Source organism: Micromonospora sp. SL1-18, from assembly GCF_047921505.1.
In the GTDB taxonomy this organism is placed as follows: domain Bacteria; phylum Actinomycetota; class Actinomycetes; order Mycobacteriales; family Micromonosporaceae; genus Micromonospora.
This window is the reverse complement of the sequence record NZ_JBLROA010000017.1, coordinates 64,563-89,440: the sequence shown is the minus strand read 5'-3', so window position 1 is coordinate 89,440 and position 24,878 is coordinate 64,563. Positions and strand designations below refer to the sequence as shown.

At 69.6% G+C, this 24,878-nt stretch carries 21 protein-coding genes and 1 pseudogene; 7 read left to right on the top strand and 15 right to left on the bottom strand.

The features are described from left to right. Positions 1-42: 42 nt before the first annotated feature. Positions 43-1,317 (bottom strand): SdrD B-like domain-containing protein, encoded by a 1,275-nt coding sequence (locus tag ACNAW0_RS11255; RefSeq protein WP_416287713.1) that lies wholly within the window; start codon positions 1,315-1,317, stop codon positions 43-45. Between the two features lie 327 nt (positions 1,318-1,644). Between ACNAW0_RS11255 and ACNAW0_RS11250 the strand changes: the two genes are divergently transcribed. Next, a complete protein-coding gene (locus ACNAW0_RS11250; RefSeq protein ID WP_416287712.1) occupies positions 1,645-2,514 on the top strand; it encodes an endonuclease/exonuclease/phosphatase family protein in 870 nt (289 codons plus the stop codon). An 85-nt stretch (positions 2,515-2,599) separates the two neighbouring features. Here the strand turns inward: ACNAW0_RS11250 and ACNAW0_RS11245 are convergent, their stop codons facing one another. The 3 genes from ACNAW0_RS11245 to ACNAW0_RS11235 all read right to left on the bottom strand — a co-directional run bounded on the left by ACNAW0_RS11245 (position 2,600) and on the right by ACNAW0_RS11235 (position 7,721). After that, positions 2,600-5,626, bottom strand: coding sequence for an ExeM/NucH family extracellular endonuclease (locus ACNAW0_RS11245; RefSeq protein ID WP_416287711.1), 3,027 nt, complete (start codon positions 5,624-5,626; stop codon positions 2,600-2,602). 386 nt (positions 5,627-6,012) lie between these two features. Beyond that, positions 6,013-6,675, bottom strand: a complete 663-nt coding sequence (locus ACNAW0_RS11240) for a response regulator (RefSeq protein ID WP_416287710.1) — start codon at positions 6,673-6,675, stop codon at positions 6,013-6,015. Then, positions 6,672-7,721 carry a histidine kinase gene (locus ACNAW0_RS11235; RefSeq protein WP_416287709.1) on the bottom strand — a complete coding sequence of 350 codons (1,050 nt, stop codon included), beginning with the start codon at positions 7,719-7,721 and terminating at the stop codon, positions 6,672-6,674. Before ACNAW0_RS11235 ends, ACNAW0_RS11240 begins: the two co-directional genes overlap by 4 nt. A 176-nt stretch (positions 7,722-7,897) precedes the next feature. On the opposite strand from ACNAW0_RS11235, the gene ACNAW0_RS11230 reads away from it, so the two are divergent. The 3 genes from ACNAW0_RS11230 to ACNAW0_RS11220 all read left to right on the top strand — a co-directional run bounded on the left by ACNAW0_RS11230 (position 7,898) and on the right by ACNAW0_RS11220 (position 10,001). Continuing rightward, a complete protein-coding gene (locus tag ACNAW0_RS11230; protein ID WP_416287708.1) occupies positions 7,898-8,170 on the top strand; it encodes a hypothetical protein in 273 nt (90 codons plus the stop codon). 81 nt (positions 8,171-8,251) lie between these two features. Beyond that, positions 8,252-8,674 carry a CBS domain-containing protein gene (locus tag ACNAW0_RS11225; protein WP_416287707.1) on the top strand — a complete coding sequence of 141 codons (423 nt, stop codon included), beginning with the start codon at positions 8,252-8,254 and terminating at the stop codon, positions 8,672-8,674. Between the two features lie 40 nt (positions 8,675-8,714). After that, complete coding sequence (locus ACNAW0_RS11220; protein WP_416287706.1) at positions 8,715-10,001, top strand: ArsB/NhaD family transporter; 1,287 nt, start codon at positions 8,715-8,717, stop codon at positions 9,999-10,001. A gap of 62 nt (positions 10,002-10,063) precedes the next feature. On the opposite strand, the pseudogene ACNAW0_RS11215 reads toward ACNAW0_RS11220, so the two are convergent. From ACNAW0_RS11215 to ACNAW0_RS11200, 4 genes and pseudogenes are all read right to left on the bottom strand, one after another. Continuing rightward, positions 10,064-10,589 (bottom strand): annotated as a pseudogene (locus tag ACNAW0_RS11215) (AAA domain-containing protein); the annotation flags it as partial. A gap of 95 nt (positions 10,590-10,684) precedes the next feature. After that, complete coding sequence (locus ACNAW0_RS11210; protein WP_416287705.1) at positions 10,685-11,155, bottom strand: hypothetical protein; 471 nt, start codon at positions 11,153-11,155, stop codon at positions 10,685-10,687. Positions 11,156-11,638: 483 nt separating this feature from the next. Continuing rightward, entirely contained in the window at positions 11,639-12,049 is a 411-nt protein-coding gene (locus ACNAW0_RS11205; RefSeq protein ID WP_416287704.1) for a hypothetical protein, read from the bottom strand. Between the two features lie 103 nt (positions 12,050-12,152). Next, on the bottom strand, positions 12,153-13,475 hold the full coding sequence (locus ACNAW0_RS11200; RefSeq protein WP_416287703.1) for an AAA domain-containing protein: 1,323 nt from the start codon (positions 13,473-13,475) through the stop codon (positions 12,153-12,155). Between the two features lie 287 nt (positions 13,476-13,762). Here ACNAW0_RS11200 and ACNAW0_RS11195 point away from each other — a divergent pair, with 287 nt between their 5' ends. Further along, positions 13,763-14,593 carry an SDR family NAD(P)-dependent oxidoreductase gene (locus ACNAW0_RS11195; protein WP_416287702.1) on the top strand — a complete coding sequence of 277 codons (831 nt, stop codon included), beginning with the start codon at positions 13,763-13,765 and terminating at the stop codon, positions 14,591-14,593. Between the two features lie 61 nt (positions 14,594-14,654). After that, positions 14,655-15,137, top strand: coding sequence for a MarR family winged helix-turn-helix transcriptional regulator (locus tag ACNAW0_RS11190; protein ID WP_416287701.1), 483 nt, complete (start codon positions 14,655-14,657; stop codon positions 15,135-15,137). 103 nt (positions 15,138-15,240) lie between these two features. On the opposite strand, the gene ACNAW0_RS11185 is transcribed toward ACNAW0_RS11190, so the two are convergent. The 3 genes from ACNAW0_RS11185 to ACNAW0_RS11175 all read right to left on the bottom strand — a co-directional run bounded on the left by ACNAW0_RS11185 (position 15,241) and on the right by ACNAW0_RS11175 (position 21,065). Beyond that, the gene (locus tag ACNAW0_RS11185; RefSeq protein WP_416287700.1) at positions 15,241-19,470 is read right to left on the bottom strand and encodes a LamG-like jellyroll fold domain-containing protein; all 4,230 of its coding nucleotides are present in this window, start codon (positions 19,468-19,470) and stop codon (positions 15,241-15,243) included. A gap of 80 nt (positions 19,471-19,550) precedes the next feature. Beyond that, positions 19,551-20,411 carry a cobalt transporter gene (locus ACNAW0_RS11180; RefSeq protein ID WP_416287699.1) on the bottom strand — a complete coding sequence of 287 codons (861 nt, stop codon included), beginning with the start codon at positions 20,409-20,411 and terminating at the stop codon, positions 19,551-19,553. A gap of 3 nt (positions 20,412-20,414) precedes the next feature. Then, positions 20,415-21,065 carry a hypothetical protein gene (locus ACNAW0_RS11175; protein WP_416287698.1) on the bottom strand — a complete coding sequence of 217 codons (651 nt, stop codon included), beginning with the start codon at positions 21,063-21,065 and terminating at the stop codon, positions 20,415-20,417. Positions 21,066-21,700: 635 nt separating this feature from the next. Between ACNAW0_RS11175 and ACNAW0_RS11170 the strand changes: the two genes are divergently transcribed. Further along, positions 21,701-22,900, top strand: coding sequence for an acyl-CoA dehydrogenase family protein (locus tag ACNAW0_RS11170; RefSeq protein WP_416287697.1), 1,200 nt, complete (start codon positions 21,701-21,703; stop codon positions 22,898-22,900). On the opposite strand, the gene ACNAW0_RS11165 is transcribed toward ACNAW0_RS11170, so the two are convergent. The 4 genes from ACNAW0_RS11165 to ACNAW0_RS11150 are packed head-to-tail and all read right to left on the bottom strand — an operon-like array spanning position 22,901 to position 24,867. Beyond that, positions 22,901-23,467, bottom strand: coding sequence for a GAF domain-containing protein (locus ACNAW0_RS11165; RefSeq protein WP_416287696.1), 567 nt, complete (start codon positions 23,465-23,467; stop codon positions 22,901-22,903). 32 nt (positions 23,468-23,499) lie between these two features. Next, a complete protein-coding gene (locus ACNAW0_RS11160) occupies positions 23,500-24,081 on the bottom strand; it encodes a GTP-binding protein (protein ID WP_416287695.1) in 582 nt (193 codons plus the stop codon). Next, complete coding sequence (locus tag ACNAW0_RS11155) at positions 24,059-24,430, bottom strand: DUF742 domain-containing protein (RefSeq protein WP_416287694.1); 372 nt, start codon at positions 24,428-24,430, stop codon at positions 24,059-24,061. Before ACNAW0_RS11155 ends, ACNAW0_RS11160 begins: the two co-directional genes overlap by 23 nt. Positions 24,431-24,432: 2 nt before the next feature. Then, positions 24,433-24,867, bottom strand: coding sequence for a roadblock/LC7 domain-containing protein (locus ACNAW0_RS11150; protein WP_416287693.1), 435 nt, complete (start codon positions 24,865-24,867; stop codon positions 24,433-24,435). Positions 24,868-24,878: the final 11 nt, after the last annotated feature.

The following is a 24,878-nucleotide window of genomic DNA, read 5'->3' as shown; positions in this document are numbered from 1 at the left end:
TCCCACCGGGGCCGCGGGGCTACCAGATTGACCGAGTACGGCTCAGCCGATGGCCACGAGGCCGATGTCGAGGATCGCCTCGCCGCCCTCCGCGATGTCCACCGGATCACTCTGCGCGCTCACGTAGTCCCAGGAGTCGTACGTGACATGAACGTCGGAGTCGGTGGCGTCGTCGCCGACGTCTGGCGTGGTGAAGCGGTACGAGCCCGGGGCAAAGCCGGCCTCAAGGAGATACCGGCCAGCGTGCACGGGCACCCGGTACGTGCCGTCCGCGTTCACCGACACGTTGACGGAGGTGCCGCCGTCCGCCGGCACGACGGAGATGTCGAGCTGGTCCAGCCCCGCCGTGCCCTCGCCGGGGTCGCGCTGGCCGTTCTGGTCGGCGTCGAGCCAGACCCGCCCGCTCACGTACGCCGGGGTCCCGTACTCGAAGCCACCCTCGTACACGCTGCGGGCCGGGTCCTCGTCCGGGGTGCTGGTCGAGAGCGTCACGGTCACTGGCAGCCGGTCACCGGGCTGGCCGCCGGCCGGCACCCGCCCGCTGAAGGAGAGCGTCGGGGTCACCGCGCCGACCGCGAGGGGGCCGTTGACGCACTCCCACTCCCGGCCGTCCACGATGGTGGTGCACTGCCACGACGGGTCGGACTGGTTGCCCACGCCTCCGAACAGGCCCGGGGCGGCGACGACGTGGGCCCGTACGTCGTCGGCGGCGATGTTGCCGGTGTTGCCGAACCGCATCGGGTACTTGACCCAGTCGCCCTCGATGACCTGGTAGTCCGGGATCGGCACCGCGCTGTCCACGTACAGGTCGGGGTAGACGATGCTCGCGTCGTAGGTGACCGACTGGCTGTCGGAGTTGTTCTTGGTGAACGATTCGTGGCTGGTGGTGGTACCGGTGGCGGTGATGGCCACCGACCGGCCGTCGGTGCCCTCGGGCAGCGAGATCGGGAGGCTCAGCGGGGCCGCGCTCGTCCCGGCCGCCAGGGCGGGGTGGGTGCAGCGGGCTGGCCGGCCCAGGACGCACTGCCAGGGCGAATCCGTGGCTGGGCCCTCACCGCCGATGTGGGCGGTGGCGGGAATCCCGATTACCACTGTGATGCCGTCCGCGGTCGCGGCCCCCGCGTTCGCGACGTGGATGTCGGCGGTGACGGGCTTGCCGTTCAGCGGGATCCGGGTGGGGCTGACGGCGAGATCGACGGAGAGATCCGCCCGGGCCGGGGCGGCTGACGCGGGTACGGCGGTGGCCGCCGCGCCGAGAGTGGTGGACAGGGCGATCAGCGCGATGGACGCGCCTGGACGTCGCCGGAAGATGGACATGCAACTCCCAGGTCGGAGGGGGGTGCCTCGTGGAGCTCGGCACCTGTCGGACAAGCCGGGCGGATCCGACGATCAACACCCGGCACTACCGAATACGGCGGTGCTTCGATCCGAAGCGTCACATCGGTCACCGGTCACCACGATGGTCGCCATCGGCGCGCTACCGGCTCGCCATGCCGGCTTCAATCAGAGATCGTTGATCTTTTCCCGCGCGACACGTAGCGTATTTTGCGCCTCCTACCGGGGCGAACTATGCGCCGTTCTCGTACCGGAGGAAACGCCTCATGTCGAAACGTGCCCTGTCCACCTTTTGATCTGGAGGATCCGTTGAGATTGAACATTCACCGCCGTGCCCTGCTCGGCGCCGCGCTCGCCGCTGCGCTGGCACCGCTGTCGCTGGCCGCGCCGGCCAGCGCGATCGAGCCCGCGGGATCGTCCGCGCCGCCCGTGGCGCTGCGGGTGGCCACCTACAACATCCATGCCGGGGCCGGGGAGGACAACGTCTTCGACCTGGACCGGACCGCCGAGGCGATCCGGGCGCTGAACGCCGACGTGGTCGGCCTTCAGGAGGTCGACGTCCACTGGGGGGCCCGCAGCGACTTCGTCGACGAGGCCGAGGAACTCGCCGGGCGGCTGGGCATGCGGGCCTTCTTCGCGCCGATCTACGACTTCGACCCGCTGACCGCCGGTGCGCCCCGCCGGCAGTACGGGGTCGCGGTGCTCAGCCGTTACCCGATCCTCGACGCGGTGAACAATGAGATCACCCGACTCTCCACCCAGGTGCCCAACCCGGTACCCGAACCGGCGCCGGGCTTCGCGGAGGTGACGATCAACGTGCGGGGTGCGCACGTGCACGTGTATTCCACGCACCTCGACTACCGTGCGGACCCGACTGTGCGGCGCATGCAGGTCGCGGACACGCTGAACATCCTGGCCGCCGACTCCGGGCCGAAGGTGCTGGTCGGCGACCTCAACGCGCAGCCGGGGGCGCCCGAGTTGGCCGCCCTCTGGCAGGACCTGCGTGACACCGCCCCGGGTGGCGCCAAGACGTATCCGGCGATCAAGCCGGTGAGCCGGATCGACGTCATCAGTGTCTCGCCGGACATCACCGTGGTGGGCACGGGCACCATGGCGACCGAGGCGTCCGACCACCGGCCGGTGGTCGCCGACCTCCTGCTGCACCAGCGCGGCGACTGATCCGGGCCGCCCGAGCGGCAGCCAACGCGCCAACGACCGGGGCCGCCTTCGCGTGGAAGGCGGCCCCGATCGCACTACCGTCGAATCAGCTGGTGCTCTTCCACGGGCCGTTGGGCTGGCCGGGGACCTGATTACGGGTCCACCACTGGGCGACGTACTTCTTGCCCTGGTAGACGACGGTGTCTCCGGTGTCGAAGACGCGCGACGGGGTCCAGATGGCGGTGCCGTCGGCGGCGGTTGCCATCTCCTGCCACGGGCCGTAGGGGTCACCCGGGGTCTGCTTCTGGGTCCACCAGAGCGCCTGCCACGTGGCGCCCTGGTAGGAGACCTTGTCGCCGGTGTTGTACGCCTTCGAGGCGCTCCATGCGGCCACGGGCGGCGTCACCGGCGGGTTCAGCCCGACGACGACCGGGTTGTGGTCCGACGCCGAGAACGGCTCGTTGCCGTTGAACAACAGTGTGGCGTTGTAGTTGTAGCGGCTGTAGCCGTAGGCCACCGCTTCCTGCGCGTTGATCTGCCACACGTCCGCCCCGGTGACCAGCGCGCGTGCGGCCGCGTTGGCCAGCACGTGGTCGAGCGAGCCCTGCAGGCTGTTGTAGGAGTACGTCCACTCCGACGGGTCGAGCGTGGAGCCCAGGTCGCTGTAGCCGTTGGCGTACAGGACCCGCATCGGGTCTTCCTGGGTGTAGGCGTTGAAGTCGCCGACCAGGAAGATCCGGTTCGTGCCCAGGCTATCCGCCACCTGCGTGGCGAAGGCGCTCGTGTCCTGCGCCTGGCGCACCCGGGTCGCGTTGAACGCACCCTGGTTCACCGCCGGCGAGGACGTGTCCTCGGCGTCGCCGTCGTACAGCGGGGTCCCGCTGCCCTTGGACTTCCAGTGGTTGGCTACGACCAGGAACGCGTCGGCGTCGGTCGCGCCGGCCTTCTTGAAGCCCTGCGCCAGCGGCTGGCGAGCGATCGAGAACGGCTGGCCGGGGCCCGAGTCACCGGTGAGCACCACCGACGACCCGACGAACGCGACATCCGCCGGCTTGTAGATGAACGCCGTGCGGATCACGTCCTGCTGGGAGAGCGGCGGCAGCTTGTCGTCGGCCGGGGAGGGCACGTACGCCCACACCTTGGAGCCGGCGGCGGCGTTGAGCGCGTCGACGAGGCCGGCGAGCGCGGTGTCCCGCGGCTGGCCGAACTTCACGGAGTTCTCGACTTCCTCCAGCGACACGATGCTGGCACCGAGCCGGTCGATGCCGGTGATGATCTTCGCCTGCTGCCGCTGGAAGCTGGCGTCGTTGGCGGCGCCGCGCGGGCCGGAGCTGTTGCCGGGGCCGGAGCAGGTCTTCACGGTGATGCGATTGCCGGCCCGGTCGTTGTAGTAGGTGCAGGTGCCCAGACCCTTGGCGACGTACGCCTCTCCGGTCGTCGGGAAGTAGTTCTGGACGTTGAACGTCGCCAGGTGCACGCTCCCGCCGACGGCGGCCGGCTGCTGGTTCACGGCTCGGGTGTCGCTGAAGGTCGCGACCGCGTGGCCGTCGTCGGTCACCTGCTGGGTCGGCTGGAGGTTCCACAGCGAGAACCGGTATTCGAGGATCAGCGGCTGGTGGAAGGTGACCTTCGAGCCGATGCGGACGGGGTTGTTCGGCGTGAGCCACGGCAGCGGCGTGCCGGTGTACGTGCTGGTGCTGTAGTTCCAGCTCGAGCCGTCGTCCAGGGTCACCGTCCGGGCGGCGTTGTCGGCGACCGCGGCCTGCGCCTCGGCGCTGCCAGCGGGGCCGACGTCGGTGGGCTGGCGCAGCGGCGTGTCACCGGCGGCGAGGGTGAAGGAGCCGTAGTAGTTCGCGTTGTAGTTGTCCGCCACGGTGAAGGTGCCTTGGGGCGCGATCAGCTCGCCCTCGTGCGCCTCCTTCTGAGCATCCGTCGTGAGGTGGGACCACGGGATCACGAGCGGCTTGACGGCGGGCAGCGCCGTGGCGAGCTTCCTGACCGTCGGGAAGGTGATCTCGGTCTCGCCCTGGTACTCCGCGACAGTTCCGGTGACCCGGACGCTCTCGCCGATGCTGACCTGGCCGGCCGCGTCCGAGCCGAACACGAAGATCGCGTCGGAGGCGCCCGGCGTGGCGTCTTCCGCCTCGGTGCCGCCGGCGCCACCGGTCTGAATGAAGAAGCCGTTGAACCCGCCGGTGGCGTAGACAGCGGTCACGACGCCTTCGGTCGTCACGGTCTGGTCGACGTACGGCGACGTGTCGGTGTTCGTGCCCTGGATCTCGGCGATCGGCAGGACCGCCCCCTCGGTCGCGACGTAGAAGTCGAAGGACGCGGAGCCGCTGGCGCCGGTCGAGTCGGTCGCGGTGACCGTCACCGAGGACGTGCCGGCCGCCGTCGGGGTGCCGGAGACGACGCCGGCCGAGGAGATCGCGAGGCCCGCGGGCAGCCCGGTCGCCGTCCATGCGTACGGTGCGGTGCCGCCTGAGGCGCTGAGGGTCAGTGGCGCGATCGAGGCGCCGACCACCGCATTCTGGGTGCCGGGTTTCGTCACCGTGATGGCCGCCGTGCCGCCGTCGGAGGCCGCGTTCTGCGGCGACGGGGTGGCGACGGGGAAGTCGGGAGCGTTGTTGTCCGTGTCAGTACCGGCCGCGTCGCGCTGATAGCTCAGGACGACCGAGTTGCCGGTCGCGGCGGTTCCCTCCGGGGAGTTGCTGTTCCCCCAGCCGATCTTGTCGATGACGGAGGTGTCGGTGGGGAGCACGCCCGAGGTGCTGGCCGCGATGAAGAGCGTGCCGCCGCCCGCGCCCGGGTTGATGCTGCCGCCGGTGCTCAGGTCGGGCGTGGGCAGTGGTTCGCCGGTGGTGCCGTTGCTCGGCAGTTGGATGAGGAAGTGGCCGTGCGCGGCCACCGTCCCCGACAGCGCGAACACCTGCGAACCGGTCGGCACGCCGGTGCTCGTCGGCGCGCGGTACTGCAGGGTGTCGCCGGTGAGCGAGACTGCCTTTGACGTCGGGTTGTAGAGCTCGACGAACTTGTTGAGGTGGCTCGCGCCGGACGACCCGCCGTTGACGTACGCCTCGCTGATGACCAGGTCCGTACCGTCCGGATTGGCAGCTGCCGGGTCGGCGAGCATCGGGCCGGCTAAGCCAGCTGTTGACAAGGACAGGGCGACGACGACTCGCCGTATTAGCGCACGGGGCATGGACCCGGACCTCCCGGTGGTGGTGATTCGGCTCCGACATTCCGCGGGCCGACCTGGGGACGCTGGCGTCCGACTTCAACCTGTCGATGGATGAAAGGTGAACGCCGAGCGACAGCCTCAGGCAACCTTGCAGAATTCATGCCAGTGGTAAAGGCCCCGCGCGTCGATTTGCCGCATTCGCCCCCGGCAATCCGGCTGCTGACCTGGGAAACCCGATCGGAGTACCGGCGCTTGGGATGGTCCGTCCCGGCTTCCTTGATCCAGCAGGTGCGGAAGTCGAGGTCGACGAGGTTCGATTCAGCTCTGGTTGGCGGGGCTCAGGGCTGGACCAGGCCGGCCCGGATCGCGTACCGGGTGAGGTCGATCCGATCGCGCATGCCGAGCTTCTGGAGAATGTTGGCCCGGTGCCGGTCGACCGTCTTCACGCTGATCACCAGCGTCTCGGCGATCTCCTTCGCCGAACTCCCCTCGGCGATCAGCTTTATGATCTCCTCCTCCCGGGGCGTCAGGATGCTCTCCGGCAGCTTTTCGCCCTGCCGGGCCCGGTGCAGGTAGTCCCGGATCAGCGCGGTGATCGCGCCCGGATAGAGAAACGGCTCGCCGCGCATCGCCGCCCGGACCGCCTCCAGCAGATCACGGTCGGCAACCGACTTGAGCACGTAGCCGGAGGCGCCGGCCCGGAGCGCTTCGAAGAAGTACTGCTCGTTGTCGTGCATCGAGAGCATCAGGATGCGTACGTCGGGGGCTCGTCGGGAGATCTCCCGGGCGGCCTGCAGGCCGGTCATCCGCGGCATGGCGATGTCCAGAATGGCCAGGTCGATCTCGGTCCGGCGGACCGCCTCCGCCGCTTCCGCCCCGTCGGCGGCCTCGGCGACCACCGTCATGTCAGGCTCGGCGTCGAGAATCAGTCGCAGCCCCCGCCGGACCAGTGCGTGGTCGTCCGCCAGCATGATCCGGGTCTTGGTCGTGGACACGCTCATCCCCGCTTCCTCTCCGCCGTCGAAGGAGTGGGACCGTCGGCGGGAACGGTCAGCCGGACCTCGGTGCCGGTGCCGGGCACGGCGGTTATGGACAGCCGGGCCCCGATCAGCAGCGCCCGTTCCCGCATTCCTCGGATGCCGGCGCCCTCCGGGCTCACCTCGCCGAGACCATTGTCGGCGACCCGCAGCACCACCGTGCCCGGCTCGGGCCGCAGCGACAGCTCGACCCGGCCGGCCCGGGCGTGCCGGGCCACGTTGGTCAGGCTCTCCTGGGCGATCCGGTAGATCACCAGTTCCTTCTCTGCGCTCAGCGGCGGCAGGTCGGGCTTTGCCCGTCGTACCACCGGTACCCCACTGATCTGGGAGAACTCCGTCGCCAGCGCGTTCATCGCGCTGAGCAGCCCGAGATCCTCCAGCACGTCCGGCCGGAGCCGGCGGGCCACCCGTCCCACGTCGTCAAGGCTGGACCGCAGCGTCTCCTGTACGGCGTGCAGTTCATCGCGGAGTTCGTCCGGGGCCCGGTCCACGGCCCGTTTGAGGCCGAGCAACACGACCGTGAGGCTCTGCCCGATCTCGTCGTGCAGTTCCCGGGCGATCCGCTGCCGTTCCCCCTCCTGGGCGGCGAGCGCGTGCGCACTGCTGGCGCTGCGTTCCGCCTCCAGCCGGTCCAGCATCGCGTTGAAGGTCGCGATCAGGTCCGCCAGGTCGCCGTTGCCGGAGTCCGCCAGCCGGTCTCCGCCGCGCAGCAGGTCCACCCGGCGCATCAGCGCGGTCAGTGCGTCGAGCGGGGCCAGGCTGGCCCGCAGCAGCAGGGCGTTCACCGTCAGGATGAGTGCCAGCCCGACGGTCAGCACCGGGATCTCGGCCAGCCGCACCCGCGACGAGACGGTGGCCGGCGAGAGCGCGAGCACGAGCGTGCCGATCGTGAAGACCAGGCCGTTCAGCACGACCAGCCGGCGGAACAACGCCTGGGCCGGGGCCTGGCGTCCGGCCTCCCCTCGGCGGCCAGGTTCGGGGAGGGCTGCCCGGTCAGCGGTGTTGGTCACCGGGCCAGCCTCGCCCGGGAGCGGAAGGTTTGTCCATCCGGTCGAGCACCCATTCACACCCCCGTTCACCTGCATGTTCCGCCCCGGTCGAGATGGGTGTCGGACCCCATGGTCGGGCAGGCCGGATTCCCGAAACGTTGATGGCGAGCAGCCGCCCCTACCCGAAGGAGGCCACGGTGGAGATCACCCGAACCAGCGTTTCCGGCGTCGGCGTCGTCAACCACTTCCTGACCCGGGGTGGGCAGCGCTTTGGCGTACTGGTGTATCAGACCGGCCGGCGATCGCTGCTCCGCTACGGGGCGGGTGATCCGGACGTACCGGTCGACCGCATCGAACTGGACCTTGACGAGGCCGACCAGGTCGCTGCGGTGTTGCAGAGCGCCTCGGTGGCCGACCGGCTGGCGAGCCTGGAACGGCAGCTCGCCGAGCTTCAGGGCAGGTCCGCATGATCGCGGCGTTTCAGGAGATTGGTCCACGTCCGGGGAGTTGGTGGAATGCAGGCACAGCAGATCGCCGTGACAGTACCGACGGTGACCGTTTCGGACTCCGTGGCCCGGGCGGTCCGGCTGATGGCCCTGCGCCGGCTGCCCGGCTTGATCGTGGTGGACGACCGGGGCCGGCCGCGCACGGTGCTGCCGGGCACCCAGGTGCTGCGGATGGCGGTGCCCGACAGCTTCCGGGCGGATCGGGCGTTGGCTCGGACCATCGACGAGGCGCACGCGGATCACTACTGGGACGAACTCGGCGACCTGACCGTGGGCGACTGCCTGCATCGGGAGCCGGCCCGGGTGGTCACGGTCGGCCTGGATGGGACGCTGCTGGAGGTGGCCGCCCTGATGGCTCGGCAGCGCAGCCCGCTGGTGGCGGTGGTCGACGGCGTCGGCGTACTTGTCGGGGCGATCACCCTGGAGCGGGTGATCGCCGAATTCGCGGTGGCCCACCCGGACGTCTGATCTCAGGGCGCGGGGGCGCGAGCTGGTCGGAGGGTGACCGGTGAGCGCCGTCGCCGCGCTGGTCATCTTCGTGGTGGCGTTCTTCTTCATCGCCACCGAGAAGATCGACAAGGTCAAAGTGGTGCTGGTCGCCGCCGCTGTGATGGTGGTGGTCGGCTTCGCGCCCGGGGCTGACGTGTGGTTCTCCCAGCACGCGGGGGTCGACTGGGAGGTCATCTTCCTGCTGCTCGGCATGATGATCATCGTGGGGGTGCTGAAGCAGACCGGCCTGTTCGACTACCTCGCCATCTGGTCCGCGAAGCGGTCGGCCGGTCGGCCGTATCGGCTGATGGTGATGCTGATGCTGATCACCGCCGTCGCGTCGCCGTTCCTGGACAACGTCACCACGATCATGTTGGTCGCCCCGGTAACCGTGGTGGTCTGCAACCGGCTGCACATCCCCGCGCAGCCGTACCTGATCGCCGAGATCCTGGCCTCCAACATCGGCGGCGCCGCGACCCTGATCGGCGACCCGCCGAACATCATCATCGGCAGCCGCGCCGGGTTGACCTTCACGGACTTCCTGGCGCACATGGCCCCCATCGTCGGGGTGATCTTCGTGGTCTTCGTGCTCCTCACCCGGGTGCTGTTCCGCAAGTCGTTCCAGTACAACCCGGAACACGTCAACGCGGTGCTGGCGCTGCAGGAGCGGCGGGCGATCACCGACGTGCGGCTGCTGGTGCGCTGCCTGGTCGTGCTCGGACTGGTGGTGGTCGCCTTCTCGCTGCACTCCGTCCTGCACATCGACCCGTCGGTGGTGGCGATGGTCGGCGCCGGGGTGATGCTGCTGGTCTCCCGGATGGACGTCACCGAGGCGCTCAACGAGGTCGAGTGGCCCACCCTGGTCTTCTTCATGGGCCTGTTCGTGATGGTCGCCGGTCTGGTGCACACCGGTGTGATCAGCACGTTCGGCGAGTGGGTGATCGGCCAGGTGGACGGCGACTTCTTCGGCGCCGCGACCGCGCTGCTGTTCGGCTCGGCGGTGCTGGGCGCGTTCTTCGACAACATCCCGTACGTCGCCACCATGGCCCCGGTGGTGGAAGGGCTGGTGGCCGAGGTGCCCGACCCGCGGATCGGCCAGGCGCTCTGGTGGGCCTTCGCCCTCGGCGCGGACTTCGGTGGCAACGGCACGGCGGTCGCCGCCAGCGCCAACGTGGTGGCGATCGGCATCGCCGCCCGCACCGGTCACCGCATCTCGTTCTGGCAGTTCACTCGGTACGGCATCGTCGTCACGATCATGAGCTGCCTGATCGCCTGGCTCTACATCTGGCTCCGCTACTTCCTCTGACCGGGCCGCCTGACCGGGCAGGGCGTGGTCGCTCTGCCCGGTCAGCTCTGGTTGGCGCCTCCTCAGCAGACGTGATGCGTAGCGAGGTGGGTGAGCATCGTGTGGTTGGCCGCCCAGCCGTCCGGGAACTTCACCGGCACGTCCAGGTGCACCCGCTCGGTCGACGGGTGCGCGTCGAGCAGTTCGGCGATCCCGGCCCGCGCCACCACCACGCACGCGTGCCGGTGCCGGGAGGCGAGCACGCACAGCCGCCCCGACTCCAGGTGGAACGCGGTCGCGTCCCGCCGCCCGGACAGCGGGTGCAGCACGATCGTCACGTCGTACTCCCGGCCCTGGAGCCGGTTGGCGGTGTCGATGGTGATGCCCGCGCCGGCCTCGCCGAGCCGGGCCCGGATGGCCGCCACCTGGTCGCGGTGGGCGGCACCGACGGCGATCCGGTCCGCGGTCACGGGCGCGCCGTCGGGGGCCTGCTCGGAGACCGCGACCGCGCCGCGCTCCAGCACCCGCAGCGCGAGGGCCGCGCACGCCGCCGCGGCCTCGCCATCGGTACGCAGGGTATGGCTCGTACAACGCCCAGCCGGAGGCGCTGTGGCAACCGGCGTCCATCAGGCGACTTCTCGGATCAGCACACAATGCGCCTGAGCGCGGCGCAGGCACAGGTCGTAGTCCTTCCGATGTGCCGATCACATGTCGACGCCGGCGAAGTAGAACGGTATCGCGACGATCGCCGCGACCAGCGGATCCCACCGCCACGGCTGGCACGCCCACCGCAACAACCGCAGATGCCGGCGCCCGCTGGCGTTCGCCTGCGAGCCCTGGCGCTGACGCAGCCGCAGCCGGGTCTTCTTGTCCGCCGCATCGCCGGGGAACACCCGCCAGCCCCACCGGCCCGCCGCCATCGCCCGCAGCCCGCTCAACCCTGCGCTGACCGCCGATAGCACCAGCCCGAACATCACCACACCAAAGAACGTGTCGGCGGCCGTCTTCCCGATCGCCGGTCCGAGCAGCAGGTCAGCAGCCACACCACCGAACGCCCACAACGCGCCGAACACCGTCCACGCGTAGCCTCGCTCCTGGTTCCGCAGGTTGGCCTCGACGGAGTGGGTCGGCCGCTCCACCGTCTGCCGGCGCAGCGCCGCCTGGTCATCGGCCAACCCCGTCAACCAAACAACCGGACCAGCCATCAGGCGCACCAGACGACCGCCGGGGTCCGAGAGAACGTCCTTCGGGCCCCGATCGTCACTCAGATCCAACCGCCCCGCCACCTACATACCCTGCTCCCGCATGGATGCACGTCCTTGCAGGCCGTCTGGACTCCCGCCGTGGCAGCGTAGCCGACACCGGTGTACTTCCACGGGTTGTACCGCCGCTGGGCCTTGTCGGCGGCCTTCTCGCGTTCGCGGCCGCTGTACTCAACTTGCGCTTGTTCTGCAACTTCCGGGAGTTGTACCCCGGCTTGTAGACGGCTCGTGCTTTCTGGGCACTCTGATAGCCGGCTCGGGCCCTGTTCGCAGTCTTCGCCAACCTCATCGCACCGCCACCGACAACGGCTCCCCCGATGCCCAGGCCACACGAGACTGCTTTTGCCTTGCATGAGGCCGCCGCGTCGATAACTCCAAAGACCAGCGATACCACACCTATCCACTGCAGACCAGGCACAAACGCCTGCATCGGCGCCCGCCGAACTCTTCGTAGTCGAACAGTTCGGGCTCGGTCAGCCCGGCGTCGATAGTCGCGGCCACGTCTGCGTGCAGGCAGGTCAGGTGTAGTCGGGTACCACCGGCCGAGGACGCCGTGGCGACGAGGTCACCGTCAGGCCCCGGGATGTTCCGGGTGACCGCGCCAGTGGCGTCCTCGACAATCCATCGGGGTTTGTCGGAGTCGTCGCCATAGTGGTTGAGCTTGGAGGTGGTGTTGACCCAGCTCGCGTCGACGCGGGTTTCAGTTGTGAAGGCTCGGAACCGGTGGGCGGGGTCGAGGGTCCAGGTCTGCCGGGTGACTCTACGTTCAGAAACAGATAAGGGGCGGAACATAATAATCGAGATCACCGATACCCTGTGGACGACAACATAGGGCGAACGTTGGCGAAGTACTCGGCACATCGGGGCGTACGGCACCTCCGGCAACAGGCAGCGGGTACGGCCGGTCTCCTCAGGCGACGTGGTGCGCGGCGAGGTGGGTGAGCATCGCCTGGTTGGCCGCCCAGCCGTCCGGGAACTTCACCGGCACGTCCAGGTGCACCCGCTCGGTCGACGGGTGCGCGTCGAGCAGTTCGGCGATCCCGGCCCGCGCCACGACCACGCACGCGTGCCGGTGCCGGGAGGCGAGCACGCACAGCCGCCCCGACTCCAGGTGGAACGCGGTCGCGTCGCGTCGCCCGGACAGCGGGTGCAACACGATCGTCACGTCGTACTCCCGGCCCTGGAGCCGGTTGGCGGTGTCGATGGTGATGCCCGCGCCGGCCTCGCCGAGCCGGGCCCGGATGGCCGCCACCTGGTCGCGGTGGGCGGCGCCGACGGCGATCCGGTCCGCGGTCACGGGCGCGCCGTCGGGGGCCTGCTCGGAGACCGCGACCGCGCCGCGCTCCAGCACCCGCAGCGCGAGAGCCGCGCAGGCCGCCGCGGCCTCGCCATCGGTACGCAGGGTGTGCCGGGCCGGCAGCTCGTACAGCGCCCAGCCGGAGGCGGCGGCCACCTCCACGGTCGCGTCGAACCGGTCGCCGGGGCCGGGTTCGGTGAACGTCAGCGCCCGGTCGGCGTGCCCGGTGCCGGCCCGGAACCCGGTGAACGGGTAGAACGCCGCGGCCACCACCGGCGCCGCGGAGGCGGGCAGCCGCCAGGACACCGGCAATCGGTGTACGGGCAGCTCCGGGTTGTGCCGCAGCAGGGTGAGCACCGCCGACTGCATCGGATCCCAGGTCAGGCCGGTCCAGCGCGCGGTCTCGACGGTGGAGAACGGGTCGAGCTGCCCGGGGTCACCGACGAACAGCGCCCGCTCGAACCGGCCGGCCACGCGCAGCAGGGCGTCCGAGCGCATCTGGTACGCCTCGTCCACGATCGCCCACGGCCAGACTCCCTCGCCGAGGGTGGCCCACTTCGCGGCCGTACCGATGATCACGGCCGACCCGCTGAGGTCGGCGACCTTCGCGGCGACACGGACGGTCTGGTGGCCTGCGACCCGCTCGGACGGCTGGTAGTCGGTGGCGGAGAGCCGGCCGATGCGCAGCTCAGGGGCCTTGCGGGCGAGGCGGTCGATGAGGTCGTCGACCTGCTCGTTGGTCTGCGCCACGATGATCAGCGACTCGCCGGCGGCGGCCAGCTCGACGGCGGCGCGCACCACGAGCGTGGATTTGCCGGCGCCGGGCGGGGAGTCGACGACCACGCCGCGGTGGTCGCCGGAGCGCAGGTCGGCCAGCACGGCGGTGATCACCCGTTCCGCCTCGACCGCGGGCGGCACCGCCAGTCCCGCGAGCATCGACAGCCACCTCCCGACTCAGTGTCCCCGGCACCCTACCCGTGAAGGGTTGCCGGTGCGCCGGCCGAGGAAGGCGGCGACGGCCGGTGCGACGCCGAGTGTGACGCTCAGTGAGGTCGACCGCGACCGAGAAGGCTCGTGAGAAGCTCCGGACCTGGACGACGGGCTGACGCGCGGGTGAGTGCGGGTCGACTGGCGCGGGCCAGTGCCTTGGCCATCGGCCACTGACCCTCCTACCATGAGCCATCGTCACATTTACGAGGGCGAGTGCCTTGAACGATCGGACCATGGAAGGTAAGACCGTCGTGATCACCGGCGCCAGCGCGGGCATCGGTGCCGAGGCGGCCCGCAGGCTGGCCGGCCTGGGCGCGACGGTGGCGGTGGTCGGCCGGTCACCGGAGAAGACCGCCGCCGTCGCCCGCGAGATCGGTGCCGAGCCGCTGGTCGCCGACTTCGCCCGGCTGGCCGACGTACGCGCGCTCGCCGACACCCTCCTGGACCGCTACCCCCGCATCGACGTCCTGGCCCACAACGCCGGGGTCGTGCTGTCCAAGCGGATCCGCACCGAGGACGGCCACGACCTGATGTTCCAGGTCAACTACCTGGCCCCGTTCCTGCTCACCAACCTGCTGCTGCAGCGGCTGACCACCGTCGGGCCGGCGCGGGTCATCAGCACCTCCAGCAAGGGCCACCGGTTCGGCAACGTCGACCTCGACGATCTCGAAGGCGCCCGCAAACGATCCGGCATGCTCCGGTACGGGACGACGAAGCTGCAGAACATCCTGTTCACCCGCGAGCTGGCCCGTCGTACGCAGGGCACCGGCCTGACCGCGACGGCGTTCCATCCGGGCGTGGTGGCCACCACCGAGATCAACCGGGACACCCCGCTGATCGCCGCGCTGGTCCGGTATCGCCTGTTGGGCGGGCTGGTCACCCTGGAGCAGGGTGCCGCGCCACTGGTCCACCTGGCCACGATGCCCGATCCGGAGACGGTCAACGGCGACTACTACCACGGCTTGAAGCCCAACGGGCCGGTGCACCGGCAGGTCAAGGACGACCAGTTGGCGACCCGCCTGTGGGAACGCACCGCCGACCTGCTTGGCGTTCCGGTGGCGTGACTTACCCCTTGACACCGCGTCAAATCATGGTCAACGAGCTGACCCTGAGGAGGAGGCGCCGGTGAGCAGCACGGACAAGCCGATCGGCTACTGGCTCAAGCACCTGCACAACCTGATCGACGAACAGTTCGACGCGACGCTGGGCGACCTCGGCCTCGACCGCCGGCAGTGGCAGATCCTGAACGTGCTGTCCAGGGCGGCGCGGAGCCGTGACGAGATCGAGCAGGCGCTCGCACCGTTCTGGCCGGACGGCGTACCCCAGCTCGGTGCGATCCTCGACGGCGCGGACGGCCTGGTCACGCGGGGATGGGTGGGATACGACGGCGACACAATCACCCTGACCGAGCAGGGGCGCGCGGCACACCGCACGGCAGCCGAGCGTGTCGGCGAGACCCGGCAGCTGCTGCTGCGCGGACTCACCCCCGAGCAGTACGCCGAGACCGTCCGGATCCTGTCGGTCATGGCCGGCAACATCGAGGCGGCGCTGGCCAGCCGGACGGCGAGCGGCAACCGGAACGCCGCGATCGTGGTTGAGGAGCGGTAGCCGGCCACCACCGCGCAGACCGCTGCGGTCACCGTGAACGAGAAGCGGGGCCGGCCCGATGGGACCGGCCCCGCTCAGGGATTTTCCCTTTCAATTCCCTCGATCAGCGTTTGCGATCGACCACCGTCAGGGTGAATTCGGCGTACGACGCCGCGTGGGTCTCGTCGCCGCCGTAGACCGCCCGCACCTTGTGGGTGCCGGGGTTGGGCAGCATGCGGACGGTGCAGGAGGCGGTGCCCTTCTTGACCTGGGCCTCGCAGAGCACGTCCTCACCGAGCATGAACTGCACCGGGCCGGTCGCCTTGGTCGGCGTGACGGTCGCGGTCAGTTTCAGGGTCTCCTTCCAGTTGGCCTGTACGTCGTTGACGCGGACCGAGGTCGGGGTGCGCTCCACGGTCGGGACCGCGGTGACGGTGACCACCCGGTTGGCGACCGCCTGGTTGCCGTTGGTGTCAGCGACCACGTAGGACAGCGCGTAGCTGCCCGGGGTGGCGGTGTCGACGGTGCCGATCACCTGGATCCGGTCGGTGACGTCGCCGTCGGTGTTGTCCACCGCGGTGACCCCGGCCAGCGGATCAAAGACCTCATCCTGCTTGACGGAAGTCGAGGCGGGGACGGTCAGCACCGGCGCGGTGACGTCCGTGCCGGCGGCGGTGGCGATGAACATGCCGCCGAACTGGTCAACCGAGCCCACCTGGTCACCGTCGCCGGTGCGGCTGGTGGTGGTCCAGGCGTAGAGCTCGCGCTCGGTCAGGCCGCTCCATTTCACCGTGGCCGGCCAGCCCGACTTGACCGTGGTCTGACCGATCACGGTGTCGGTCGGTGTGACCAGCACGAGACTGCCGGTGCTGAAGCTGGTCTTGCGCGTCGACAGGTCGATCGGCAGGACCATGTTGTCCTCGGCGCCGTTGTAGCGCTTGCGGTCGTCGTACTCGGTGGCACCGAAGTTGTCGAGCATCGGCGAGTAGGTGTCGATGCTCATCTGCGCCCGTTTGACGTCGATCTGCAGCAGCCGCAGGAAGCTGGCGCCGAACTGCAGCAGGTCGCCCTTCTTGTGGTCGATGGTGCCGTCGCCGTCGAGGTCGAGGTTGCCGTTGGCGTCGACCTTCTCCGGCCACAGCTCACCCGCGGTCATCTTGTAGAACTGGTAGTCCGCGAGCAGTTCGACGACCTTGTGCTTGATGGTGACGCCGACCCCGGTCTTGAGGTTGGTGCCGACGCCGTGCTCGTGACCGGCGAGGACCAGGAACACGTTCGGGTTGGCCGCGACGATGCTCGAGAAGGCCCGCGAACCGTCGGTGGAGAAGTTGGCGCCTCGGCCGTCGGGCGTCGCCGACGGTGCGAGGTAGGCGTGGGTCAGCAGGATGCCGTTCCGGTCGTGGTAGCGCCGGAAGATCGAGCTGGCCCAGTCGGCCTCGGCCTGGGTGACGCCGTAGGAGAGGCCCACCGCGACGAAGTCCAGACCGCCCGCGGAGAAGAGGATGTAGTTGTTCTGGTTGTCCTTACCGGGGGTGACCACGGCACCATTGGCGTCGGTGGTCTCGTCCCACGCGTGGTACGACGCCTTGGACGCGGCCGGCCACTGCTTGGCGCCCTCGTAGTAGCGCTCCGGGCCGTAGTACTGGTTGAACCGTGAGGCCGGGCCGGTCTCGGCGCCGCTCTGGTTGTCGTGGTTGCCCGCGACGACCTGGTTGACCAGTCCGGCCGCATCCAGGGTGCGCTGCGCCTCGGCGGTGAACTGGTACTCCTTGGTCACCTGCTCGTTCAGACCCGGGCGGAGCAGGTTGCCGCTGGCGTCGGTGGCCAGCGGGTTGCTGATGTCGTTCTCGATGATGTCACCGGTGTGCGCGGTGTAGGCGATCTTTCGGTTGGCGGCGTTGTCGGCCAGCCATCGGGTGGTGTCCTTGTAGGACTTTGCCCAGAGCGCCTGCTCCTCCATGGTCATCTTGTCGCTGGGCTCGTCGACGCCGTTGAAGTTGTCGTACGTGCCGCCGACCGCGCCCTCGGCGAGGTACTGCGTGTCGGTGAAGTGGGCCAGCGCGAAGTCGTAGGCCGACGGGTCCTCGAAGTGGTCCCGGTTGGCCGCGGCGCCGGCGGTGGCGTCCCGCGACGCCAGGTCGTCGGCGAACGGGTCCTGGCCGGTGACCAGGACGTGGACCGCCTCGTTGTCGACCAGCTCCGGCCGGACGACGGCCTTCAGCGCGGTCTCACCCTCGGCCTGGCCACGGGCGGTGGCGAGCTGGGTCCACGCCTGAGTGGTGCTGTTCCAGGCGTGCAGCGCGACCTCACGCGCGGGGTCGACGACACCGCTCCACAGGATCTGGCGGCGCTCGGCGGACGCCGGCACCTGCACGTCGTACCGCTGGAAGGGGATGTCGCGCGTCGAGGGGCTGTCGATGGCCTTGCCGCCGGGGCGCGGTGCGGTGCCGATCTGGCCGCCCTCGGTGTAGGAGAAGTCCAGCGTGGACGGCATCACCGGGACGACGCCCTGGATGCCGCCGGCCGGGATGCTCGGGGTGGCCTGCTTGAAGGTGGTGGTGACGTCGCCGCCGTCGGGGTTGTGGGCGATCGCGGAGAGGGTCACCCGGCCGCTGCCCTGACCGGCATCGGTGCCGCCGCTGGTCGGAATGGCGTCGGAGGTGAAGCTCACGGTCTTGCTGACCGGTTTGCCGAAGACGTCGGTTGCCGAGATCTGCAGGGTGTGGCTGCCGGACTTCATACCGGCGCCGATCTCCTGGCCGACCTGGACCGGCTCGCCGTCGAGCAGGTACCGCCAACCGGTGGCGTTGCCCTGGTTGGTGGCGGTGACCTGGAACTCGGTCGGGCGGCTGAGGTGGGCGCCCGCGGCGGGGACGGTCTTTGTGACGGCGACGCCCGCGTCACGGACGTCGCCGAAAGCGGCGATGTTGAGCGCCTTGACCTCGTCGAGGGTGAGCACCTTCGAGTAGATGCGGGTGTTGAGCACCGAGGCCGGGGCCCAGAACTGGTTGACCGCGTCGGCGCCGATGTAGAAGGAGTTGCGGGCGGCGCCAGTCGGCAGTCCGAGCGTGCCGGCGGCCGGGGTCTGCGCCGCGAGGACGCCGTCGACGTACAGCCGGATGGTCTGGCCGTCCCAGGTGCCGACCGCGTGGTACCAACGGCCGGAGACGATCTGGGTCTGCGCCGACTTGTAGCCGCCCCCGACGTACGCGGTGAAGGTCAGCTTGTCGCCGTAGATCACGATCGAGTAGCCGCCGCTCTCCTTCTCGGAGCAGACGGAGTGCTCACCGCTGTTGGGCAGGGTGCCGTTGGACTTCAGGGTGCACTCGATGGAGACCTGGGTGTTGATCTTGCTCCACTGGTCTCCGAAGGCGTAGGAGTAGGCGTCGTCGGAGCCGTCGAAGGTGGCGACCCGCGCCTTCACCGCGCTGTCCTGCGCGATCACCGGGTCGCCGTGGACGGTGACGGCCAGGTTCTGCGCGTTGTCCTTCGGGGTACCGTCGTGGAAGTCGACGTTGAGGACGTCGGCCACCGGGACGGGCGGCTTGATGTTGTAGCCCGACGCCAGCTCGGCCACCTGGGCGCTGGTCAGTGCCGCGCTCCAGACCTTGCTCGCGGCGAAGGAGGAGGGCGGGGCGACCTGGCCGATGCCGGTTGGGGCGGCGTCGGCGCCAATCACGAAGCGGCGCGCGGTGGCGACCGGCGGGGTGAGCGTGCCGGTGGCCGCGGACGAGCCGGCCAGCTGGCCGTTGAGGTAGAGGCTCAGGGTCTGGCCGTCCCAGACCGACACGGCGTGGTACCAACGGTTGCCGCTGATCGGGGTCAGCACCGACTTGTAGCCGCCACCGATGTGGGCCATCGTGCCGAGGTTGCCGCCGTTGACGTAGACCGAGAAACCGCCGGCCTCCTTGTCGGAGCAGAGGTCCTTCTCGCCGCTCACCGGCATCGTGGTGTCGACCCGGAAGACGCACTCGATGGCGAAGCCGGTGGAGAGCTTGCTCCACTGGTCGGTGAAGTCGAAGGAGACCGCGTCGTCGACCCCGTCCACCTGAAGGATGTCGTGACCGAACGCCGCGTCGTTGGCGTAGCTCGGGTCGCCCCAGGTGGTGGCGGTCAGGCCCGCGGCCCGGTCGGTGGCGGTGCCGTTGGCGAAGGCGACGTCGAGCACATCGGCAGCCGGAACCGTGACGGCCGTGGCCGCCTGGCCGGTCACGGCGGAGGTCGCCACGTTGCCGACCAGGGTCGGAGCGGCCTGGGCGGGCAACAGCAGCGTGCCGCCGACCACCGCGAGCCCGAGGGTGGACGCGCTCAGGCGGCGCCACCTCCGGGCGATCGGATGGAGTCGTGTTGTCACGACATCTCCTTTTTCTAGGGGTTTCCTGTTGGTGTTGGGTGGGGGCGGGTCGGAATCTCCGGTAAAGAAGGAGCCCGCGGTCAGGTGCCGGGTAGGCCAGCTACGGCGGCGGCCGAGATGCCGACGCCGATCAGGGTGATTCCGCAGGCGGCCAGCACCGGCGCTGCCCGGGTGGCCAGTCGCAGGAGGACGTGGGACCCGGCGGCGCGGGCCACGAGGGATCGGCCGGTGAGGGCCAGGATCCCGACGGTGAAGAGCACCGCGGCGAGCCCGAGGCCGAAGCAGACCACGAGGACGAGAGCGAACCCGGCCCGCCCGGCGAAGATGCCGGTCACCAGGACGAGGAAGGCCGCCGGCGAAGGCGTCAGGCCGCCGGACATGCCGAGGAGGAGAAGGCCCGGGCGGGACGTACGGACGTGCTCGTGTTCGTGGCCGTGATCGTGGCTGTGACCGTGTTCGTGGCTGTGACCGTGGCCGTGGCTGTGACCGTGGCCGTGGCGACGCAGGTGGCGTCGCAGCAGCCAGAGCCCGACGGCGACGACGGTCAGGCCCGCCGCCAACTGCAGGCCGGTGGTCAGCCGCTCGAGACTGACCAGGTCGGACAGCGAGAAGAAGGCCCAGGCGACCGCGACGGCCAGCACCGACACGGTGTGCATCGCGGCCACCGAGAAGCCCAGCCACGCGGCGTCGCGGACCCGGCCCCGGGAGCCGACCAGGTACGCCGCCGCGAGACTCTTGCCGTGGCCGGGTGCGAGTCCGTGCGCGGCCCCGGCCACGAAGGCGATCACCAGCGCCACCGGCACGAAACCCGGCGACTGCACCATCTCGATCAGTCGATCGCCGAACTTGGCGGCGCCGAAGAGATCGACTTCGAAAGGGAGGGCTCTGAGGCCGGAGCCGAGGGCTGCCGCCGCGGTGTCGAGGCTGGTGGTGGCGGTCATGGTTCAGGCCTTTCGTCCCCGCCGGCGGTGCCAGAAGAATCCGGCCGCGACGGCGGCCAGCAGGACGCCCCCGACGACCGAGAGTTGCAGGGCACTCCGGCCCGCGGGCACTGCGGCAGCGACCTGGCTGGACGCGGGGCGGGAGCCGCTGTCCGGGCCGGCGGTGACGGTCCAGTCCACCGACTCGTGCGCGGCGTCGTACACGGCCTTCTGCCCCTGGGGGCCCCGGGCGAGTGTCCGGTACGCCTCGTGCAGGTCGGTGAGCATCCGGGACGCCACGGCCACCGTGCTCACCGGTCCGGGGCAGGTAAACAGCACCTCGGCACCGTGGGCCGCCAGGTCGTCGGCCACGCTGACCTCGCCCGCGCAGGGCTGCCCGTCCTGGGTCACGGCGATCCGCTCGGTCAGGTACTTGGCGAACTCGGGAGCGCCAGCCATCGCCGCGCCGTCGGAGGCCTCGTAGGCCACCGCACCGTCCAGCATCACCCGGTCCTTCGGCAGTACGCCGAGGGAGATGCCGAGCAGGGTCAGGTCATCGGTGCCGCCGACGAGCCAGCGAACCCGTACCCCGTGATCACCCTTACCCGTGATCTCGATCTGCTGTGGAGCACCGAAGGGGTGTGCCGAGGCCGGGTCCGGAACCAGCCCCGCCACGAGCACCACTGCGAGTACGCACCAGGAGCGACGCCGGGCATGGCGTAGGGCAGCACGGCACAGTGCGGACACAACAGACCCTCATCGGCTCGGTGAGTGTGGAAACGCACTGACTGTTTCGGCCGCAGATGACCAACGGGGTTCCGGAAACCGAGCGAACTCTTACGGCAAGGTTGCCGACTACCGAACTGTTGATCTCTGCCCGCAAAGCTCATCGCCGGTGCTCACCAGGTGAGGGCGCGGCCGGTGCTGGGCGCGCCGAGCCAGACGATCTCCTTCTCGCCGGCCGCCCGGCGGTTCGTCCCGCGGCACCCCTCCACACCCAATACCTGCACACCGTCGTGGAGAGGTAACGCTGAGGGATGATTTGACGCCTATCACTGCATGGAAGACCGGGCATGCGGTCCACATGCCGCCGAACCCCTTGCCTGACAAGGGCTTCGTGACGAACAGCGCCACCAACCCGAAGAGGTCTCAATCTACAATTCATGGTACGCATGGGAAGGTTGGGACTGATGGTGAACGGCGGAGTTGCGCGACATGCAGCGCAAACCCGTCCTGTTCGATCCGGCCCGTTGGCCGCTGCGCCTGCCCTTGCTGGCGGCCACCGGGCAATTGACGAGGAGATCCTGGGAATGGACGGTTACTTCACCACGGCACGCCACCACCGACTGCGACAGAAGGTCAGGGCCTTTGCGGAGGCCGAGGTACGGCCCCGGGTGCCGGAGATGGAAGCCTCCCGCGCTGTGGCGCACGAGATCTCCCGGCTGATCGCCCGCCAGGGCTGGATCGGCGTCACGATCAGCCCGGAGTACCGCGGGATGGGCCTGGGACATCTCGCGAAGACGATCATCATCGAGGAGTTGGCGCGGGTCAGCGGTGCCATGGGCGCGATGGTGCAGGCGTCGCAGCTCGGCGTGGCGAAGATCGTCCACTTCGGCAACGAGGCTCAGATGAAGACCTGGCTGCCGGCCATCGCGGAGGGCAAGTGTCTGCCCACCATCGCGGTCACCGAGCCGGAGTCCGGTGGGCACGTCCTGGGTATGACGGCCAGCGCCGTACGCGACGGCGACGACTACATCCTCAACGGCCGGAAGGTCTTCGTCGGCAACAGCCACGTGGGCGACCTGCACGGGGTCGTGGTGCGGACCGGGTCGGGCTCGAAGGGGCTGTCGGCGTTCCTGGTGGAGTCGGACCGTCCGGGCTTCTCGCTGGAGCCGCACCGGCCGGCCATGGGCCTGCACGGCTTCAGTTTCGGCGAGCTCATCTTCGACGACTGCCGGGTGCCGGCGGCGAACCTGCTCGGCGAGGAGGGCGACGGGCTGGCGGTCGCCTACTCGTCCAGCATTCTCTACGGCCGCCCCAACCTGACCGCGGTCTCGCTCGGCATCCACCAAGCCGTCATGGAGGAGACCGTGGCGTTCGCCGCGCAGCAGCAACGCTACGGCAAGCCGCTGTACGAACTTCCGTCGATCAAGCTGAAGATCGGGCAGATGCAGTCGCGCCTGATGACCGCCCGGTTGGCCGCGTACCACGCGGTGCACCTGCTCGACCAGGGGCACCCCTGTGACGCGGAGCTGATGAACGCCAAGCTCGTCAACGTCGAGTACGCCCTGGACTCGGCGCGCAACGCCTTGGAGGTGCAGGCCGCAAGCGGGCTGTCTGCCGATCGGCCGCTCGAACGGTACGTGCGCGACGCGTACCACATCTTCGCCCCGGCCGGAACCTCGGATGTGCAGATGCTCCGGCTGGGCGAGGTGGCGCTCGGTCACTCGAAGGGTCAGTGGTCGCAGCGGCTTGCCGCTGCCCTGACGACAGCGGGGGTCGCCGGCTGACTACTGCCGGCGCCGGTCACGCTGGTTGATTCGCTCCACCAGCTCCTGGGCCAAGGCCTTGATCGTTTCCAGCCCGGGCCGCCCCCAGGGGCGTGGCTCGGTGTCCACCACGCAGATGGTGCCCAGCGTCGCGCCTGTGTGGTCGATGAGCGGCGCTCCCAGGTAGGAGCGGATACCGATCTCGTCGACCACCGGGTTGCCGGCGAATCTCGGGTAGTCGCAGACGTCGTCCAGCACCAGCGCCTTGCGGCGGACGACGACGTGCGGGCAGTAGCCGTGGTCGCGGGCCATCACCCGGCCCGGCTCCCCGTCCGCGCCGCCCTGCGGGTTCGCGTCGGCCTGCTCGGACGACGGCGTGTAGAGCCCGGCGAAGTACTGGCGGTCCTCGCTGATGAAGTTGACCATCGCATACGGTGCGCCGGTGATCTGTGCCAGTCGCTTGGCGAACTCGTCGAACTCGTGGTCCGGGGCGTCCCCGATCCCGAGTTCCCGCAGCCGCTGAACGCGTTGCGGGGCCTCGCGGTCCTCGGGAGTCATCAGCGGGTACCTTCCGGTGTCGTTGGTCACGACGAACTCCATATCTGCTGGTTGCTGCCGGTTCACGGGAGGCGGGAGGGGTGGTTGCCCAGCAGGTGCTGGATCAGCGTGACCAGTACGGAGGTCGCTGAGCGGCTCTGCCGGGCGTCGCAGAGCACGATCGGGATGTGGGGTTTGAGGTCGAGGGCGGACCGGATCTCGTCCGGCTCGTAGCGGAAGGAACCGTCGAACTGGTTCACCGCGACGAGAAAACCGATCCGGCGGGATTCGAAGAAGTCCACCGCGGCGAAGGAGTCCTCCAGCCGGCGGGTGTCGGCCAGGACAACCGCACCGAGGGCGCCGTTGCACAGCTCGTCCCACATGAACCAGAAGCGCTCCTGGCCGGGAGTGCCGAAGAGATAGAGGACGTACCGGGGGTCGATGGTGATGCGACCGAAGTCCATCGCCACGGTGGTGGTGGTCTTCCTTTCCACCCCGTGCAGGCTGTCGGTCCCGACGCTGACGGCGGTCAGGATCTCCTCCGTGCGCAACGGCTCGATCTCGCTGACCGCGCCGACGAAGGTCGTCTTTCCCGCGCCGAAGCCACCGGCGATCAAGACTTTGAGCGCAGCGGGAAGCTGCTCAGAGTCGCCGTCGTAGGCCATCGAGAATCGCCTCCAGGACTGAGGGGTCGGTGGGGTCGACGCCCGGGCCGGGTGCTCGGGCGACCACGGCGTCCCAGCCGACGAGGTCCGAGAGCAGCACCTTGGTGATGGCCGCCGGTAGCTTCATGCGCGCGGCGACCTCCGCAACCGAGGTCGGACTGGCGCACAGGCCGAGCGCCCGGGCGTGGTCCGGTTCCAGGGCCACCCGGGGCGACCGGCCGGTGGCGGTCACCATGGACAGCAGATCCAGCGGGATGGTCGCCTGGGTCCGTCCGTTGCTGATGGCGTACAGGGGTACGAGCCGCCCTGCCTCGTCGTCGAACCAGGTTTCCTCATGCGGCTCGGCCATGCTTACCGAGACGTCGTGCTCGGCACGCCCACGGCGCGGCGCGGGGCTGTCGCCAGGTACGGCCGGACGCTCTTGACCAGCTGTGACATCTCATAGCCCAGCACGCCGGCGTCGGCACCGCGGGTGGCCAGCACGGCGAGGACCGCGTTGGAGCCGGCCGCCGAGACGAAGAGCAGGGTCTGGTCGAGTTCCGCGACCACCTGCCGGACCTGTTCGTCGCCGGCGAACCGGTTTCCGGCGCTTCGGGCGAGTGAGAAGAGGCCGGAGGCGATCGCGGCCAGGTGGTCCGCCGCGTCGGGCTCCAGACCGTGTACCGCCTTCTTCAACCCGTCGGAGGACAGCAGCAACGCGCTGACGGTGTGGGGGACGCGTTGGACCAGACCAGCCAGCAGCCAGCCGAGGTCAGGAGCGTGGCCCGAGGCGACGTCGCTTGGCATGAGGATCAGAC

Excerpts from the sequence above, each read along its gene's own strand:
- ACNAW0_RS11155 (WP_416287694.1), bottom strand. The coding sequence starts at position 24,430 with ATGGCCGAGCCGCATGAGGAAACCTGGTTCGACGACGAGGCAGGGCGG.
- ACNAW0_RS11195 (WP_416287702.1), top strand. The coding sequence starts at position 13,763 with ATGGAAGGTAAGACCGTCGTGATCACCGGCGCCAGCGCGGGCATCGGT.
- ACNAW0_RS11160 (WP_416287695.1), bottom strand. The coding sequence starts at position 24,081 with ATGGCCTACGACGGCGACTCTGAGCAGCTTCCCGCTGCGCTCAAAGTC.
- ACNAW0_RS11180 (WP_416287699.1), bottom strand. The coding sequence starts at position 20,411 with ATGACCGCCACCACCAGCCTCGACACCGCGGCGGCAGCCCTCGGCTCC.
- ACNAW0_RS11170 (WP_416287697.1), top strand. The coding sequence starts at position 21,701 with ATGGACGGTTACTTCACCACGGCACGCCACCACCGACTGCGACAGAAG.
- ACNAW0_RS11150 (WP_416287693.1), bottom strand. The coding sequence starts at position 24,867 with ATGCCAAGCGACGTCGCCTCGGGCCACGCTCCTGACCTCGGCTGGCTG.
- ACNAW0_RS11200 (WP_416287703.1), bottom strand. The coding sequence starts at position 13,475 with ATGCTCGCGGGACTGGCGGTGCCGCCCGCGGTCGAGGCGGAACGGGTG.
- ACNAW0_RS11240 (WP_416287710.1), bottom strand. The coding sequence starts at position 6,675 with ATGAGCGTGTCCACGACCAAGACCCGGATCATGCTGGCGGACGACCAC.
- ACNAW0_RS11255 (WP_416287713.1), bottom strand. The coding sequence starts at position 1,317 with ATGTCCATCTTCCGGCGACGTCCAGGCGCGTCCATCGCGCTGATCGCC.
- ACNAW0_RS11245 (WP_416287711.1), bottom strand. The coding sequence starts at position 5,626 with ATGCTCGCCGACCCGGCAGCTGCCAATCCGGACGGTACGGACCTGGTC.